Annotated in this window: 13 protein-coding genes; 8 read left to right on the top strand and 5 right to left on the bottom strand. The window is 53.7% G+C overall.

The features are described 5' to 3' along the window. Positions 1-48 precede the first annotated feature (48 nt). Positions 49-1,401 carry a molecular chaperone gene (yegD, locus tag ACJHWR_RS13430; RefSeq protein ID WP_000469679.1) on the top strand — a complete coding sequence of 451 codons (1,353 nt, stop codon included), beginning with the start codon at positions 49-51 and terminating at the stop codon, positions 1,399-1,401. A 12-nt stretch (positions 1,402-1,413) separates the two neighbouring features. Here the strand turns inward: yegD and yegI are convergent, their stop codons facing one another. Then, positions 1,414-3,360 (bottom strand): protein kinase YegI, encoded by a 1,947-nt coding sequence (gene yegI / locus ACJHWR_RS13425; RefSeq protein ID WP_000856069.1) that lies wholly within the window; start codon positions 3,358-3,360, stop codon positions 1,414-1,416. A 201-nt stretch (positions 3,361-3,561) separates the two neighbouring features. Here yegI and ACJHWR_RS13420 point away from each other — a divergent pair, with 201 nt between their 5' ends. Then, positions 3,562-4,023: a YegJ family protein gene (locus ACJHWR_RS13420; RefSeq protein WP_000722362.1), complete on the top strand. Its 462-nt coding sequence runs from the start codon at positions 3,562-3,564 to the stop codon at positions 4,021-4,023. Positions 4,024-4,087: 64 nt separating this feature from the next. On the opposite strand, the gene pphC is transcribed toward ACJHWR_RS13420, so the two are convergent. From pphC to ACJHWR_RS13400, 4 genes are all read right to left on the bottom strand, one after another. Beyond that, the gene (gene pphC, locus ACJHWR_RS13415) at positions 4,088-4,849 is read right to left on the bottom strand and encodes a protein-serine/threonine phosphatase PphC (RefSeq protein WP_000119096.1); all 762 of its coding nucleotides are present in this window, start codon (positions 4,847-4,849) and stop codon (positions 4,088-4,090) included. Next, positions 4,846-5,505, bottom strand: coding sequence for a vWA domain-containing protein (locus ACJHWR_RS13410; protein WP_000003151.1), 660 nt, complete (start codon positions 5,503-5,505; stop codon positions 4,846-4,848). Before ACJHWR_RS13410 ends, pphC begins: the two co-directional genes overlap by 4 nt. A gap of 221 nt (positions 5,506-5,726) precedes the next feature. Continuing rightward, positions 5,727-5,786 (bottom strand): type I toxin-antitoxin system toxin IbsA, encoded by a 60-nt coding sequence (gene ibsA, locus ACJHWR_RS13405; RefSeq protein WP_010723109.1) that lies wholly within the window; start codon positions 5,784-5,786, stop codon positions 5,727-5,729. A gap of 272 nt (positions 5,787-6,058) precedes the next feature. Beyond that, a complete protein-coding gene (locus ACJHWR_RS13400) occupies positions 6,059-6,115 on the bottom strand; it encodes a type I toxin-antitoxin system Ibs family toxin (RefSeq protein WP_100792650.1) in 57 nt (18 codons plus the stop codon). A 278-nt stretch (positions 6,116-6,393) separates the two neighbouring features. Between ACJHWR_RS13400 and mdtA the strand changes: the two genes are divergently transcribed. From mdtA to baeR, 6 genes are read left to right on the top strand one after another with little or no spacing between them, the layout of a single operon-like run. After that, positions 6,394-7,641 carry a multidrug efflux RND transporter subunit MdtA gene (gene mdtA / locus ACJHWR_RS13395; protein ID WP_000678998.1) on the top strand — a complete coding sequence of 416 codons (1,248 nt, stop codon included), beginning with the start codon at positions 6,394-6,396 and terminating at the stop codon, positions 7,639-7,641. After that, positions 7,641-10,763: a multidrug efflux RND transporter permease subunit MdtB gene (gene mdtB, locus ACJHWR_RS13390; RefSeq protein ID WP_001197878.1), complete on the top strand. Its 3,123-nt coding sequence runs from the start codon at positions 7,641-7,643 to the stop codon at positions 10,761-10,763. The genes mdtA and mdtB overlap by 1 nt, the downstream gene beginning before the upstream one ends. Continuing rightward, on the top strand, positions 10,764-13,841 hold the full coding sequence (mdtC, locus tag ACJHWR_RS13385; protein WP_000667580.1) for a multidrug efflux RND transporter permease subunit MdtC: 3,078 nt from the start codon (positions 10,764-10,766) through the stop codon (positions 13,839-13,841). Next, entirely contained in the window at positions 13,842-15,257 is a 1,416-nt protein-coding gene (locus ACJHWR_RS13380; protein WP_000130874.1) for an MFS transporter, read from the top strand. Continuing rightward, the gene (gene baeS / locus ACJHWR_RS13375; RefSeq protein ID WP_000675174.1) at positions 15,254-16,657 is read left to right on the top strand and encodes a two-component system sensor histidine kinase BaeS; all 1,404 of its coding nucleotides are present in this window, start codon (positions 15,254-15,256) and stop codon (positions 16,655-16,657) included. The genes ACJHWR_RS13380 and baeS overlap by 4 nt, the downstream gene beginning before the upstream one ends. Beyond that, positions 16,654-17,376: a two-component system response regulator BaeR gene (baeR, locus tag ACJHWR_RS13370; protein ID WP_000137877.1), complete on the top strand. Its 723-nt coding sequence runs from the start codon at positions 16,654-16,656 to the stop codon at positions 17,374-17,376. Before baeS ends, baeR begins: the two co-directional genes overlap by 4 nt. The last annotated feature ends 177 nt before the right edge of the window (positions 17,377-17,553 follow it).

Below are 17,553 nucleotides of genomic sequence, written 5' to 3'. Positions count from 1 at the left end.
CATTTCGCTAAAGTCACGCCCCTTCTTCACCGGCATGGGGATTATTTCGTGTTTATTGGTTTTGATTACGGTACAGCAAACTGTTCAGTGGCGGTCATGCGCGACGGTAAGCCGCACTTGCTAAAAATGGAAAACGACAGCACGCTGCTGCCTTCAATGCTTTGCGCGCCAACGCGTGAAGCGGTAAGCGAATGGCTGTACCGCCATCACGACGTTCCGGCAGACGACGATGAAACGCAGGCGCTGTTACGTCGGGCGATTCGTTATAACCGCGAAGAAGATATCGATGTTACGGCGAAAAGCGTGCAGTTCGGTCTTTCCTCACTGGCACAGTACATTGATGATCCAGAAGAGGTGTGGTTTGTGAAATCACCAAAATCGTTCCTCGGTGCCAGCGGCTTAAAACCGCAGCAGGTAGCGCTGTTTGAGGATCTGGTCTGCGCAATGATGCTGCACATTCGCCAACAGGCGCAGGCGCAATTGCCAGAAGCGATTACCCAGGCGGTGATTGGTCGCCCGATCAACTTCCAGGGGCTGGGCGGCGATGAAGCAAACGCCCAGGCACAAGGGATTCTGGAGCGCGCAGCGAAGCGTGCCGGGTTTAAGGACGTGGTATTCCAGTACGAGCCGGTGGCGGCTGGGCTGGATTACGAAGCCACCTTGCAGGAAGAAAAACGGGTGCTGGTGGTGGATATTGGTGGTGGTACGACTGACTGTTCATTGCTGCTGATGGGGCCGCAGTGGCGTTCGCGTCTCGATCGTGAAGCCAGCCTGCTGGGTCACAGTGGTTGCCGTATTGGCGGTAACGATCTGGATATCGCACTGGCGTTTAAAAACCTGATGCCGTTACTGGGCATGGGTGGCGAAACCGAAAAAGGCATCGCCCTGCCGATTCTGCCGTGGTGGAATGCGGTTGCCATCAACGACGTCCCTGCGCAAAGTGATTTCTACAGTAGTGCCAACGGTCGTCTGCTTAACGATCTGGTACGCGATGCCCGCGAACCGGAAAAAGTGGCCCTGTTACAGAAAGTCTGGCGTCAGCGTTTAAGCTATCGCCTGGTACGTAGCGCAGAAGAGAGCAAAATTGCGCTTTCAAGCGTAGCGGAAACCCGCGCCTCACTGCCGTTTATCAGCGATGAACTGGCAACGCTGATTAGCCAGCAAGGGCTGGAAAACGCCCTCAGTCAGCCGCTGGCGCGAATTCTGGAACAGGTGCAACTGGCGCTGGATAACGCCCAGGAAAAACCGGATGTCATCTATCTGACTGGTGGTAGCGCCCGATCGCCGCTGATTAAAAAAGCGCTGGCAGAACAGTTGCCGGGCATTCCGATTGCAGGCGGCGATGACTTTGGCTCCGTCACCGCCGGGCTGGCACGCTGGGCGGAAGTGGTGTTTCGTTAATTGAAAAATGGCTCAGCAGCGGCTTAAATCAGCCTGCGCCTGAGCCAGTTTTTCTGCCGCCTGACGTAGCGGCTCCATCAACGGCATGGTCCGTGCTGGAGCATGAAGGCGGAATCGCTGCAACTCTGTCGCACCGACAGTCAACGCCGATTCCAGCCGATGTCGTTTGGCGGCCATTTTAGTCAGTACCGCTTGTCTGTCTGCAGGCGTTACCGCTTCGTTCGGCCTGAAAACAAAACGGCGTTCGCAACTCGCTTTCCAGTCGATAACCGCCTGGGTCAGATGATCACCAAAACCTTTTACTTGCTTAACGCTCCGTCGGGTAACGTCTGCCGCCGTTTCAATACCAAAGGACCGTAACGCCGCTTTACGCGCAGGGCCAACGCCGGGAATAGAGGCAACATCAATAAAAAATCCCTCCAGAAACTTCTGCTTCTGCCGTTCCCTTGCGGTGTCCTGAAGTGCTGCCAGATCGCGCTTTTCTTCTTCCGGTAACCCAAGAATTTCGTCCTTCATTTTTTCGAGCATCGTCCGTTTGGCGATAAAACCTTCCAGCCCGCCCAACTGTTGGATCTGGCTGACTAAATGGTCATAGTCCATTTTTGCGCGATTAAAAGCCTCTCTTCGTTGCTGGATTTCTGCTTTGTACGCTTTGCTTGTCAGGCTGCCAATAATCCAGATAGCCGACAGCACAGGAACCAAAATAATATAACGTGGTTCTGTCTGAAGGCCGCAAAGCAACAGCGATAACGCTGACAGTGCGATCTCAATCAGAATGATGTATTCACGCCTTAACAGGCCTAAAGGAAGCGGCCTGCCAGTCGGTTGGAAATGATCGGGTAATGGCAGTTGCAATGCTGGCGGTGCTACTGACGCCATCACCATCGCCCAGACTTTCGCCAGCACAAAATCACCGCTGGTGGTAATGACCTCTTCGCCGAGATCAATAAAATAGATAACGCCTTGATTATCCAGAGCACACCACGGGCAGTCAGCCAAATGACCGGGATAAACATGCATTGCCGAAACGGTACATTTCTTTAATTGTTGGCGTAGAGAATCAAGTGCCGCTACCCACGCTTTTGCCGTCGGACGCCCGGTTGCCACGCCACTTTCCGTGAATGCCTGCTGAAACATGGCTTCAACATCGCCCGGTAACATCGACAGCGGAATAGATCGTGGCGGCGGTTTTAAACCACGTCGCTGATTATCTGACGCGTAGGCATAACGGAAATGGGCAATATCCGTCTCCAGCGCATTACCCGCATCAGAGATAAGCGGTACACCGGAATAAGGATGCCGACCACCAAACAAGACGTGAAAAATCAGCAACGCAAGGCCAAAATTATCGTGATTCGCGGTGCGTTCAAAGCCAACAAATGACGACAAGGTTTGCAGCTCTGGCGACGTAAAATGCGACACGCCCACTTCGCATAAATGCAGCGTTCCATTGGCGTTAATCTGAAAGGAGTCGCTATCAATCAACACCACTTTGCTGTCACGGCCTACCATAAAGCTGTTCTGGTTTACGTCACCCACAACGTGCCCGTGCTCGTGAACCGTAGCAAAAGATGAAGCAATATTGCGCGCAACATAGAGGAGAAAATCCCACGCACAATGAGGGTAACTCTGACGACGATGTGCCGGGCTATAGATCATATGAATCGGTTCTTTACCAGAAACTTTTGGCATCATAAAACCGATTACTTTTCCGCCTCGTCCACCGTGAAGCGTTGCCTGCGGCCAGGCGACATAATTCAACAATTGCGCGTCAGCTGTCGCAGCCATAAAGGCAAGTTTGTCCTGTTTTAAGGCGGGTGGCGGCGTGTGATAAATCTTGGCGACGCTATCGACAAACTCCTCGATATCATAAACCGCACCTTCGCCGCCTTTGCCCAGTTCACGCCCGAGAGTGGTCAATTCATCTGTCGATGTAAATACTTTTATATTTGTCTTCATAATGTTTCAAGGGCAGTCATATTATATTTCAATGAATAATAACACTGCCCATTATAATTATTTCTATATTGGAAGAGTCCCACTCAAGAATAAAAATGATAATGCAATTTCATCAGGATACAATTCAATTCCAACCTGATAATGATTCACTTCCACAGGTTTTTTGCTAACTTTTACTACACAGGGATTCTGGAGAAAAAAATGAAAAAGATATTACTTATGTTGAGTCTGCTATTTTTTACTACCGCAAGCTATTGTGAGATTTCGGATACGTTAGTGACAGGAGGTTATGATAAAAAGGCGATGTCTGACGCGATTAAACATGCGCGGAAAGAAACCGATCAATTCATCGAAGTTATGAATAAAAAAGATGCTGATACTTTCGCAGTCAAAGCCCCGATAACCGATCGCGGAGAAACCGAGCATTTCTGGCTCACGGATGTCACTTATTCTAACGGCATGTTTATTGGTATAATAAGCAATGACCCTGGTATTGTTACAAACGTAGAATATGGCCAGGAGTGGAAAATCAAGAAAGAAGATATTTCAGACTGGATGTATACGCGCGGGGATAAAATTTACGGTGGTTATACCATTGATCCTTTATTGGTCACCTATCCAAAAGAAGAAGCCGACGAGCTAAGAGCAAAATTAGTTCGCTAGCCAGCCATTATATTGATTGCTTAAACTGGCGGTTGAACCGTTGTCTTCAACCGCCATGCGATGTTCATTCTGTCCACATAGCCAGTGCCAACGTTTTATCATCATCCGTACGCTCGTTTACCGCCGGGCTGGACAAAAACTGCTTTAACAATTCAGGTAATAAATCGAGTTGTTCCTGCGTTGCTGACGCCAGTCCATTGAAAAACGGGGTAAAGAAAGGCACATGCGGAGAATTATCCAGCATATTTAACGCCAGTCGCTGAATACCATCCGTAAATGCTGCAACTTTATGCGCACGCTCAGTACTGGTGTAAATTTCCAGTCTGGAAACAGCATCGTCATCGGTAATGAAGTGCGTCATATTGGCATATTCCCCCACCATCGGCGTGAGCGGCAGTTGCAAACCGTGACCCAAATCTACCACCACGCCGCCATCGCCAATCTGCATAATCAAGGTGCCATTAGCTGATGAAATCAATCCCAAAAATGTGCAGGCAAAATCGCGAACCGCTAATTCTTTGGCTTCCGCCTCGGCAAAAAGTCGTTGACGAATGGTCAGCACAATATCCGTGGCGAGGACATCATTAAGCCCCAATTCCCCGCCCTGCACTTTTTGCGACATATAAGCCATCGCTTCATTGACGGCGAGCATCGCGCCTTCGCCACCCTGCGAGACACTGCCTGCGCCATCAGCGACAAATACCGACAATAATGGCTGCTGGTCATTTAACCAGGCAACCTGCATCTGGCAGGCATCCTGGCAAGGCAAGTCCGCGCTGATGTGCGACGTTCCAACGGTTGATGCATAGACCAGACGCCAGCTCACACTGACGTCCAGCCTTTTGGCGCTTCCAGCACAACTTCCGTTCCCGGCGTGGAGCGGGAAACCGAACGCAGCGAACTGGATAACCAGCTAAACAGTTCACGGAATTGTAATCCCTGCAATGGCAAAGGCTGACGAACGCTGATTTGTGCCAAAGTCTTCATATCCGCCCCCTGAACACCGATGGAAAAGAAGGCAAACTTCTTATCTTCTTCCCCCTGAAACACTTTGTTGGCGGCAGCCTGCCACTCATCGGTTGGAGCGCCATCGGTGATCAGGAAAATCCACGGGCGATAATACGAAATACCATTTGCACGATACTCACGTTTCCGCTCCTCTACCATATCCAGGGCTTTGGTAATGGCAGCGCCCATTGGTGTATCGCCCTGGGCAAACAGGATGGGCGGGAAAAAATTAGCGGCGCTGGTAAAGGGTTGTTCCACATGCACTGGGCCGAACGTCACAATACCGAGTTCCACTCTTTTTAAGGCCAGCGGGTCAGCAAGCAGCTCATCGCGAAAGGTAACCAATCCGGCGTTAAGTTCATTAATGGGTCTACCGTTCATAGAACCAGAAACATCCAGCAGCAAAATGCAGGGGCAACGTGGTTCCGGGTTACTGGCAAAATCGCTGGTGGCAAACGTGATTTGTTCGCTCATAAGAAATCCTTTCTTAGAGAATTATTGAGGTCCGGTATCATACCGATTGCAATAATGAAATAAGAGCAAACGAAGAAACTTTCAGAATTAGGCCCGGCGGCGCAGAAAATTTTGCTATTCGCCTCGCAAGAACGGAGAGCCGTCGATTGACACTAAGGGCGGAGTGACATAATTTCAGGAGTGAGGGTTAGGGAGAGGTTTCCCCCCTCCCCCTGGTGTTCTTAGTAAGCCTGGAAGCTAATCACTAAGAGTATCACCAGTATGATGACGTGCTTCATCATAACCCTTTCCTTATTAAAAGCCCTCTTCTCCGGGAGAGGGTTTCCCGTTTCAGCGTCCCGCTGAAATCGTCGGCTTACCTCCTTTCGCCCTGAATGCAGTCTATCGCTAACGCGTGAACAAAATAGTTTCCTCTGTGATTATTCCGTAACGACTCGCAAAGAATATTTGCTGGCAGGATCGCAGACTACAAAGCCTGCGGATTGACAATCTTATCGTGAAGGCATAATTTCAGGAGTGAGGGTAGAGCGGGGTTTCCCCCGCCCTGGTAGTCTTAGTAAGCGGGGAAGCTTATGACTAAGAGCACCACGATGATGAGTATCTTCATCATGACCCTTTCCTTATTTAAGGCCCCTTCCTCGGGAGGGGCTTTCCCGTTTCAGCGTCCCGCTGAAATCGTCGGCCTACCTCCTTTTGCCCTGAATACAGTCTATCGCTAACGCGTAGATAAAATAGTTTCCTGTGTTATTACTGGATGCGTGCTCGCAAATGTGCCCGCCATTCAGACGATTCCCGATAGTGTTTCATAATTCCTCCATTTTTCTCCCTTATTGGCTGGCTACACTAGTATCATTCCGCGAAACGTTTCAGGAAGAGAAACTCTTAACGATGAAAGGCAGTTATAAATCCCGTTGGGTAATCGTAATCGTGGTGGTTATCGCCGCCATCGCCGCATTCTGGTTCTGGCAAGGCCGCAATGACTCCCGGAGTGCAGCCCCAGGGGCGACGAAACAAGCGCAGCAATCGCCAGCGGGTGGTCGCCGTGGTATGCGTTCCGGCCCATTAGCCCCGGTTCAGGCGGCGACCGCCGTAGAACAGGCTGTTCCGCGTTACCTCACCGGGCTTGGCACCATTACCGCCGCTAATACTGTTACGGTGCGCAGCCGCGTGGACGGTCAACTGATGGCGTTGCATTTCCAAGAAGGCCAGCAGGTCAAAGCTGGCGATTTATTGGCAGAAATTGACCCCAGCCAGTTCAAAGTTGCATTAGCACAAGCCCTGGGCCAACTGGCAAAAGATAAAGCCACGCTTGCCAACGCCCGCCGTGACCTGGCGCGTTATCAACAACTGGTAAAAACCAATCTCGTATCTCGTCAGGAACTGGATGCCCAACAAGCGCTGGTCAGTGAAACCGAAGGTACCATTAAGGCTGATGAAGCAAGCGTCGCCAGCGCGCAATTGCAACTCGACTGGAGCCGTATCACCGCACCAGTTGATGGTCGCGTTGGTCTCAAGCAGGTTGATGTTGGTAACCAAATCTCCAGTGGCGACACCACCGGGATTGTGGTGATCACCCAAACACATCCTATCGATCTGGTCTTTACTCTGCCGGAAAGCGATATCGCCACCGTTGTACAGGCACAAAAAGCCGGAAAACCGCTGGTGGTAGAAGCCTGGGATCGCACCAACTCGAAGAAGTTAAGTGAAGGCACGCTGTTAAGCCTTGATAACCAAATCGATGCCACTACCGGTACGATTAAAGTGAAAGCTCGCTTTAATAATCAGGATGATGCGCTTTTCCCTAATCAGTTTGTTAACGCGCGCATGTTAGTCGACACCGAACAAAACGCCGTGGTGATCCCCACCGCCGCTCTGCAAATGGGCAACGAAGGCCATTTTGTCTGGGTGCTGAATAGCGAAAACAAGGTCAGCAAACATCTGGTGACACCGGGCATTCAGGACAGTCAGAGAGTGGTGATCCGCGCAGGTATTTCTGCGGGCGATCGCGTGGTGACGGATGGCATTGATCGCCTGACCGAAGGGGCGAAAGTGGAAGTGGTGGAAGCCCAGAGCGCCACCACTTCGGAAGAGAAAGCCACCAGCCGCGAATACGCGAAAAAAGGAGCACGCTCCTGATGCAGGTGTTACCCCCGAGCAGCACAGGCGGCCCGTCGCGCCTGTTTATTATGCGTCCTGTCGCCACCACGCTGCTGATGGTGGCGATCTTACTCGCCGGGATTATCGGTTATCGCGCCCTGCCCGTTTCGGCGCTGCCGGAAGTGGACTATCCAACCATTCAGGTGGTCACCCTCTACCCAGGTGCGAGCCCGGATGTCATGACCTCTGCCGTTACCGCGCCGCTTGAACGCCAGTTTGGGCAGATGTCTGGCCTGAAACAGATGTCGTCGCAAAGTTCCGGCGGTGCGTCAGTTATCACTTTGCAGTTCCAGCTAACATTACCGCTCGATGTCGCCGAGCAGGAAGTGCAGGCCGCGATTAACGCTGCGACCAACTTGTTGCCGAGCGATCTGCCTAACCCGCCGGTTTACAGCAAAGTGAACCCGGCAGATCCGCCGATCATGACGCTCGCTGTCACCTCAACCGCCATGCCGATGACGCAAGTGGAAGATATGGTGGAAACCCGCGTCGCGCAAAAAATCTCGCAGATTTCCGGCGTCGGCCTGGTGACGCTTTCCGGCGGCCAGCGTCCGGCTGTTCGCGTCAAACTTAACGCCCAGGCGATTGCCGCCCTCGGCCTGACCAGCGAAACCGTGCGCACCGCTATTACCGGCGCTAACGTTAACTCGGCAAAAGGTAGCCTCGACGGCCCTTCCCGTGCGGTCACACTTTCCGCGAACGACCAGATGCAATCCGCCGAAGAGTATCGCCAGCTGATCATCGCCTACCAGAACGGCGCGCCGATTCGTCTGGGCGATGTCGCAACCGTAGAGCAAGGAGCAGAAAACAGCTGGCTCGGCGCGTGGGCGAACAAAGAACAGGCCATTGTGATGAATGTTCAGCGCCAGCCCGGTGCTAACATTATCTCCACCGCCGACAGCATCCGGCAGATGCTGCCACAACTCACCGAGAGTTTGCCGAAATCGGTGAAGGTGACAGTACTTTCTGACCGTACCACCAATATTCGCGCATCCGTCGATGATACTCAGTTTGAATTAATGATGGCTATCGCGCTGGTAGTCATGATTATCTACCTGTTTTTGCGCAATATTCCGGCGACCATTATTCCTGGCGTCGCAGTGCCGCTGTCGTTAATCGGCACCTTCGCAGTCATGGTGTTTCTCGATTTTTCGATCAATAACCTGACGCTGATGGCATTAACTATCGCCACCGGATTCGTGGTCGATGACGCCATCGTGGTGATCGAGAACATTTCGCGCTATATCGAAAAAGGCGAAAAACCGCTGGCGGCGGCGCTCAAGGGCGCGGGTGAAATCGGTTTTACCATTATCTCGCTGACCTTCTCGCTGATTGCAGTGCTGATCCCGCTACTGTTTATGGGCGATATCGTCGGGCGACTGTTCCGCGAATTTGCCATTACTCTGGCAGTCGCGATTTTGATCTCAGCCGTGGTGTCGCTGACCCTGACGCCGATGATGTGCGCACGGATGCTCAGCCAGGAGTCACTGCGTAAACAGAACCGCTTCTCCCGTGCCTCGGAGAAAATGTTCGACAGGATAATCGCCGCCTATGGTCGTGGACTGGCGAAAGTGCTGAATCATCCGTGGCTGACCTTAAGCGTGGCGCTCAGCACGCTGCTGCTTAGCGTGCTGCTGTGGGTGTTCATTCCGAAAGGTTTCTTCCCGGTGCAGGACAACGGCATTATTCAGGGCACTTTGCAGGCACCGCAATCCAGCTCCTTTGCCAATATGGCCCAGCGGCAACGCCAGGTCGCGGACGTGATTTTGCAGGATCCGGCAGTGCAAAGTTTGACCTCATTTGTTGGCGTTGATGGCACTAACCCGTCGCTGAACAGTGCACGTTTACAGATCAATCTCAAACCACTGGATGAACGAGATGACCGGGTGCAAAAAGTCATCGCCCGTCTGCAAACGGCGGTAGATAAAGTGCCGGGCGTCGATCTCTTCCTGCAACCAACGCAGGACCTGACTATTGATACTCAGGTCAGCCGCACCCAGTACCAGTTTACCTTGCAGGCCACGTCACTGGATGCGCTCAGTACCTGGGTGCCACAGTTGATGGAAAAACTCCAGCAGCTGCCACAGCTTTCTGATGTCTCCAGCGACTGGCAGGACAAAGGGCTGGTGGCGTATGTCAATGTTGATCGCGACAGCGCCAGCCGTCTGGGGATCAGCATGGCGGACGTCGATAACGCCCTTTACAACGCGTTTGGTCAGCGACTGATTTCCACTATTTATACTCAGGCCAACCAGTATCGCGTGGTGCTGGAGCACAACACCGAAAATACTCCTGGGCTTGCGGCGCTGGATACTATTCGCCTGACCAGCAGCGACGGCGGCGTGGTGCCGCTAAGCTCAATTGCCAAAATTGAGCAGCGTTTTGCGCCGCTTTCCATCAACCATCTGGATCAGTTCCCGGTAACGACCATCTCCTTTAACGTGCCGGATAACTATTCGCTGGGCGATGCGGTGCAAGCGATTATGGACACCGAAAAGACGCTGAATCTGCCGGTGGATATCACCACGCAGTTCCAGGGCAGCACCCTCGCCTTCCAGTCGGCGCTGGGCAGCACGGTCTGGCTGATTGTCGCGGCGGTGGTGGCGATGTATATCGTGCTCGGCATTCTGTACGAGAGCTTTATTCACCCGATCACCATTCTCTCGACGCTACCCACGGCAGGGGTCGGCGCGCTGCTGGCGTTAATGATTGCCGGTAGCGAACTGGATGTGATTGCCATTATCGGCATTATTTTGCTGATCGGTATCGTGAAGAAGAACGCCATCATGATGATCGACTTCGCGCTGGCTGCTGAGCGCGAGCAAGGCATGTCGCCGCGCGAAGCTATTTACCAGGCTTGTCTGTTGCGTTTTCGTCCGATCCTGATGACCACTCTGGCGGCTCTGCTTGGTGCGCTGCCGCTGATGTTGAGTACCGGGGTCGGCGCGGAACTACGTCGTCCGTTAGGTATCGGCATGGTCGGCGGTCTGATAGTCAGCCAGGTGCTGACGCTGTTTACCACGCCGGTGATTTATTTGCTGTTCGACCGCCTGGCATTGTGGACCAAAAGCCGCTTTGCCCGTCATGAAGAGGAGGCGTAAGTGAAGTTTTTTGCCCTCTTCATTTACCGCCCGGTGGCGACGATTTTACTGTCGGTCGCCATTACCCTGTGCGGCATACTGGGCTTCCGTATGCTGCCGGTCGCCCCGCTGCCGCAGGTCGATTTTCCGGTGATTATGGTCAGCGCCTCGCTGCCCGGTGCGTCACCAGAAACAATGGCGTCTTCCGTTGCCACGCCGCTGGAGCGCTCACTTGGGCGCATTGCCGGAGTCAGCGAAATGACCTCCAGCAGTTCGCTCGGCAGCACGCGCATTATTTTGCAGTTTGATTTTGACCGGGATATCAACGGCGCAGCGCGCGATGTGCAAGCGGCGATCAACGCCGCGCAAAGTCTGCTACCCAGCGGGATGCCCAGCCGTCCGACCTATCGCAAAGCGAACCCATCGGATGCGCCAATTATGATCCTCACGCTGACATCCGATACTTATTCGCAGGGTGAACTGTACGATTTCGCCTCGACACAGCTGGCTCCGACGATTTCGCAAATCGACGGTGTCGGTGATGTCGATGTTGGCGGCAGCTCGCTGCCCGCCGTACGCGTCGGGCTGAATCCGCAGGCGCTGTTTAATCAGGGCGTCTCGCTGGACGACGTACGCACTGCCATCAGCAATGCCAACGTGCGTAAACCGCAGGGCGTACTGGAAGATGGCACCCACCGCTGGCAGATCCAGACCAATGACGAACTGAAAACTGCCGCTGAATATCAGCCGCTGATTATTCATTACAACAACGGCGGAGCGGTTCGTCTGGGCGATGTGGCGACGGTGACCGACTCTGTACAAGATGTACGTAACGCCGGGATGACCAACGCCAAACCGGCCATTTTGCTGATGATCCGCAAGCTGCCGGAAGCCAATATTATCCAGACGGTAGACAGCATCCGCGCCCGTCTGCCGGAATTACAATCCACCATCCCGGCAGCAATTGATCTGCAAATTGCCCAGGATCGCTCCCCTACTATCCGCGCGTCGCTGGAAGAGGTTGAGCAGACGCTGATTATCTCGGTGGCGCTGGTGATTCTGGTGGTGTTTTTGTTCCTGCGTTCGGGTCGCGCCACCATTATTCCCGCCGTTGCGGTGCCGGTTTCGCTGATTGGTACGTTTGCGGCGATGTACCTGTGCGGATTCAGTCTCAATAACCTTTCGTTAATGGCACTCACCATCGCTACTGGTTTCGTGGTGGATGACGCCATCGTGGTGCTGGAAAACATTGCCCGTCACCTGGAAGCGGGGATGAAACCACTACAGGCCGCACTGCAAGGTACTCGCGAAGTCGGTTTTACGGTGCTGTCGATGAGTCTGTCACTGGTGGCGGTGTTCCTGCCGCTGCTGTTGATGGGCGGATTGCCGGGCCGACTGTTACGCGAGTTTGCCGTGACGCTTTCTGTCGCCATTGGTATTTCGTTGCTGGTTTCCCTGACGCTAACGCCGATGATGTGCGGCTGGATGCTGAAAGCCAGCAAGCCGCGCGAGCAAAAGCGACTGCGTGGTTTTGGTCGCATGTTGGTAGCCCTGCAACAAGGCTACGGCAAGTCACTGAAATGGGTGCTCAATCATACCCGTCTGGTGGGCGTGGTGCTGCTTGGCACCATTGCTTTGAATATCTGGCTGTATATCTCGATCCCGAAAACCTTCTTCCCGGAGCAGGACACTGGCGTACTGATGGGCGGGATACAGGCGGATCAGAGTATTTCGTTTCAGGCGATGCGCGGCAAGTTGCAGGATTTTATGAAAATTATCCGTGACGATCCGGCGGTGGATAATGTCACCGGATTTACCGGCGGTTCGCGAGTGAACAGCGGGATGATGTTTATCACCCTCAAGCCACGCGGCGAACGCAGCGAAACGGCGCAGCAAATTATCGACCGTCTGCGGGTAAAGCTGGCGAAAGAGCCGGGGGCGAATCTGTTCCTGATGGCGGTACAGGATATTCGCGTTGGCGGACGTCAGTCGAACGCCAGCTACCAGTACACGTTGTTATCCGACGACCTGGCGGCACTGCGCGAATGGGAGCCGAAAATCCGCAAAAAACTGGCGACGTTGCCGGAACTGGCGGACGTGAACTCCGATCAGCAGGATAACGGCGCGGAGATGAATCTGGTTTACGACCGCGACACCATGGCACGGCTGGGAATCGACGTACAGGCCGCCAACAGCCTGTTAAATAACGCCTTCGGTCAGCGGCAAATCTCGACCATTTACCAGCCGATGAACCAGTATAAAGTGGTGATGGAAGTGGATCCGCGCTATACCCAGGACATCAGTGCGCTGGAAAAAATGTTCGTTATCAATAACGAAGGAAAAGCGATCCCGCTGTCGTATTTCGCTAAATGGCAACCGGCGAACGCCCCACTGTCGGTGAATCATCAGGGATTATCGGCGGCCTCGACCATTTCGTTCAACCTGCCGACCGGTAAATCGCTCTCGGACGCCAGTGCGGCGATCGATCGCGCAATGACCCAGCTTGGTGTGCCTTCGACGGTGCGCGGTAGTTTTGCCGGCACGGCGCAGGTGTTCCAGGAGACGATGAACTCGCAGGTGATCCTGATTATCGCCGCCATCGCCACGGTGTATATCGTGCTGGGTATCCTTTACGAGAGTTACGTACATCCGCTGACGATTCTCTCCACCCTGCCCTCGGCGGGCGTTGGAGCGCTGTTGGCGCTGGAGCTGTTCAATGCCCCGTTCAGCCTAATCGCCCTGATAGGGATCATGCTATTAATCGGCATCGTGAAGAAAAACGCCATTATGATGGTCGATTTTGCGCTTGAAGCCCAACGGCACGGTAACCTCACGCCGCAGGAAGCTATTTTCCAGGCCTGTCTGCTGCGTTTTCGCCCGATTATGATGACTACCCTGGCGGCGCTGTTTGGTGCGCTGCCGCTGGTATTGTCGGGCGGCGACGGCTCGGAGCTGCGGCAACCCCTGGGGATTACTATTGTCGGCGGACTGGTAATGAGCCAGCTCCTGACGCTGTATACCACGCCGGTGGTGTATCTCTTTTTCGACCGTCTGCGGCTGCGTTTTTCGCGTAAACCTAAACAAACGGTAACCGAGTAAATGACAGATCTTCCCGACAGCACCCGCTGGCAATTGTGGATTGTGGCTTTCGGCTTCTTTATGCAGTCGCTGGACACCACCATCGTTAACACCGCGCTTCCCTCAATGGCGCAAAGCCTCGGGGAAAGTCCGTTGCATATGCACATGGTCATCGTATCTTATGTGCTGACCGTGGCTGTGATGCTGCCCGCCAGCGGCTGGCTGGCGGACAAAGTCGGCGTGCGCAATATTTTCTTTACCGCCATCGTGCTGTTTACTCTCGGTTCACTATTTTGCGCACTTTCCGGCACGCTGAACGAACTGTTGCTGGCACGCGCGTTACAGGGCGTTGGCGGTGCGATGATGGTGCCGGTCGGCAGGTTGACGGTGATGAAAATCGTACCGCGCGAGCAGTATATGGCGGCGATGACCTTTGTCACACTGCCCGGTCAGGTCGGTCCGCTGCTTGGCCCGGCGCTCGGCGGTCTGCTGGTGGAGTACGCATCGTGGCACTGGATCTTTTTGATCAACATTCCGGTGGGGATTATTGGGGCGATCGCCACACTGATGTTAATGCCGAACTACACCATGCAGACGCGGCGCTTCGATCTCTCCGGCTTTTTATTGCTGGCGGTTGGCATGGCGGTATTAACCCTGGCGCTGGACGGCAGTAAAGGTACAGGTTTATCGCCGCTGGCGATTGCTGGCCTGGTCGCAGTTGGCGTGGTAGCACTGGTGCTTTATCTGCTGCACGCCAGAAATAACAACCGCGCTCTTTTCAGTCTGAAACTGTTCCGTACTCGTACCTTTTCGCTGGGTCTGGCGGGGAGTTTTGCCGGACGTATCGGTAGCGGCATGTTGCCCTTTATGACGCCGGTTTTCCTGCAAATTGGCCTTGGCTTCTCACCGTTTCATGCCGGACTGATGATGATCCCGATGGTGCTCGGCAGCATGGGGATGAAGCGAATTGTGGTACAGGTAGTGAATCGCTTTGGTTATCGTCGGGTACTGGTGGCGACCACGCTGGGTCTGTCGCTGGTCACCCTGTTGTTTATGACCACTGCTCTGCTGGGCTGGTACTACGTTTTGCCGTTCGTCCTGTTTTTACAAGGGATGGTCAACTCGACGCGTTTCTCCTCCATGAACACCCTGACGCTGAAAGATCTCCCGGACAATCTGGCGAGCAGCGGAAACAGCCTGCTGTCGATGATTATGCAATTGTCGATGAGTATCGGCGTCACTATCGCCGGGCTGTTGCTGGGACTTTTTGGTTCACAGCATGTCAGCGTCGACAGCGGCACCACACAAACCGTCTTTATGTACACCTGGCTTAGCATGGCGTTTATCATCGCCCTTCCGGCGTTCATCTTTGCCAGAGTGCCGAACGATACGCATCAAAATGTAGCTATTTCGCGGCGAAAAAGGAGCGCGCAATGAAGTTCTGGCGACCCGGTATTACCGGCAAACTGTTTCTGGCGATTTTCGCCACCTGCATTGTCTTATTGATCACGATGCACTGGGCGGTACGTATCAGTTTTGAGCGCGGCTTTATCGATTACATCAAGCATGGTAATGAACAACGGCTGCAAATGCTCGGCGATGCGCTTGGTGAGCAGTACGCCCAGCACGGGAACTGGCGCTTCCTGCGTAATAACGATCGCTTTGTATTTCAGATCCTACGTTCGCTGGAGCATGATAACAACGAAGATAAGCCCGGCCCCGGTATGCCGCCACACGGTTGGCGCACGCAATTCTGGGTGGTTGATCAAAACAACAAAGTGCTGGTTGGCCCGCGAGCACCGATTCCACCCGACGGCACACGGCGGCCCATTATGGTCAATGGGGCGGAAGTGGGTGCGGTGATCGCCTCCCCTGTTGAACGACTGACCCGCAATACCGATATCAATTTTGACAGACAACAGAGGCAAACCAGTTGGCTGATTGTCGCTTTATCTACCTTGTTAGCGGCGCTGGCGACATTCCCACTGGCGCGCGGTTTGCTGGCTCCGGTCAAACGACTGGTGGACGGTACACACAAACTGGCAGCGGGCGATTTCACTACTCGCGTGACGCCCACCAGTGAAGATGAATTGGGCAAACTGGCGCAAGACTTCAACCAGCTCGCCAGCACGCTGGAGAAAAACCAACAGATGCGCCGCGATTTTATGGCCGATATCTCCCACGAGCTGCGCACGCCTTTAGCGGTACTGCGCGGCGAACTGGAAGCTATTCAGGATGGCGTGCGTAAATTCACGCCGGAGACGGTGGCTTCTTTACAGGCAGAGGTCGGTACACTGACCAAACTGGTGGATGATCTTCATCAATTGTCGATGTCTGATGAAGGCGCTCTCGCCTACCAGAAATCGTCGGTGGATCTGATCCCGCTACTGGAAGTCGCGGGTGGCGCATTTCGTGAGCGTTTCGCCAGCCGCGGGCTGAAACTGCAATTTTCCCTGCCAGACAGTATTACCGTATTTGGCGATCGCGACCGTTTAATGCAGTTATTCAATAACTTACTGGAAAACAGCCTGCGCTACACTGACAGCGGCGGTAGCCTGAAAATCTCTGCCGAGCAGCACGACAAAACGGTGCGCCTGACCTTTGCCGACAGCGCGCCGGGCGTCAGTGACGATCAGCTACAAAAATTGTTTGAACGTTTTTATCGCACCGAAGGCTCCCGCAACCGAGCCAGCGGCGGTTCCGGGCTGGGGCTGGCGATTTGCCTGAACATTGTTGAAGCACATAATGGTCGCATTATTGCTGCCCATTCGCCTTTTGGCGGGGTAAGCATTACAGTAGAGTTACCGCTGGAACGGGATTTACAGAGAGAAGTATGACCGAGTTACCAATCGACGAAAACACGCCACGTATTTTGATCGTGGAAGATGAACCGAAGCTGGGGCAGTTACTCATTGATTATCTGCGTGCTGCGAGCTATGCGCCGACGCTTATCAGCCACGGCGATCAGGTACTGCCATATGTGCGCCAGACACCACCGGATCTGATCCTGTTGGATCTGATGCTCCCTGGCACCGATGGCCTGACGTTGTGTCGGGAGATTCGTCGTTTTTCTGACATTCCGATCGTGATGGTGACAGCAAAAATCGAAGAGATCGACCGCCTGCTCGGGCTGGAGATTGGCGCAGATGACTACATCTGCAAACCGTACAGCCCACGGGAAGTGGTAGCGCGCGTCAAAACCATTTTGCGCCGTTGCAAACCGCAGCGTGAGTTGCAGCAACAGGATGCTGAAAGCCCGTTGATTATCGACGAAGGTCGTTTTCAGGCTTCATGGCGCGGAAAAATGCTTGACCTGACGCCTGCGGAATTTCGTCTGCTGAAAACGCTCTCTCATGAACCAGGAAAAGTGTTCTCCCGCGAGCAATTGCTCAATCATCTTTATGACGACTACCGCGTAGTAACCGACCGCACCATCGACAGCCACATTAAAAACCTGCGCCGCAAGCTGGAATCTCTCGACGCCGAACAGTCATTTATCCGCGCCGTTTACGGCGTCGGTTACCGCTGGGAAGCCGACGCCTGCCGCATCGTTTAATATTTTTACCTGCCGGAGAAGGCATTCACGCCGCATCCGGCAACATTATCCCATGCATTGTCGGCTATCTGACATTATCTCTCCGCCCTGGCAAGCACCTGAAAATCGCTCATACTTTAATCGGCAAACAGTCCTTTTAGATGCTGTTTTCGATACGCAATTTCAATCAAGGAGTCA

It is taken from the genome of Escherichia sp. WS568 (assembly GCF_046486085.1).
In the GTDB taxonomy this organism is placed as follows: Bacteria; Pseudomonadota; Gammaproteobacteria; order Enterobacterales; family Enterobacteriaceae; genus Escherichia; species Escherichia coli.
Note: the sequence above shows the minus strand (reverse complement) of the source record. Positions and strands in the feature narration are given on the sequence as shown.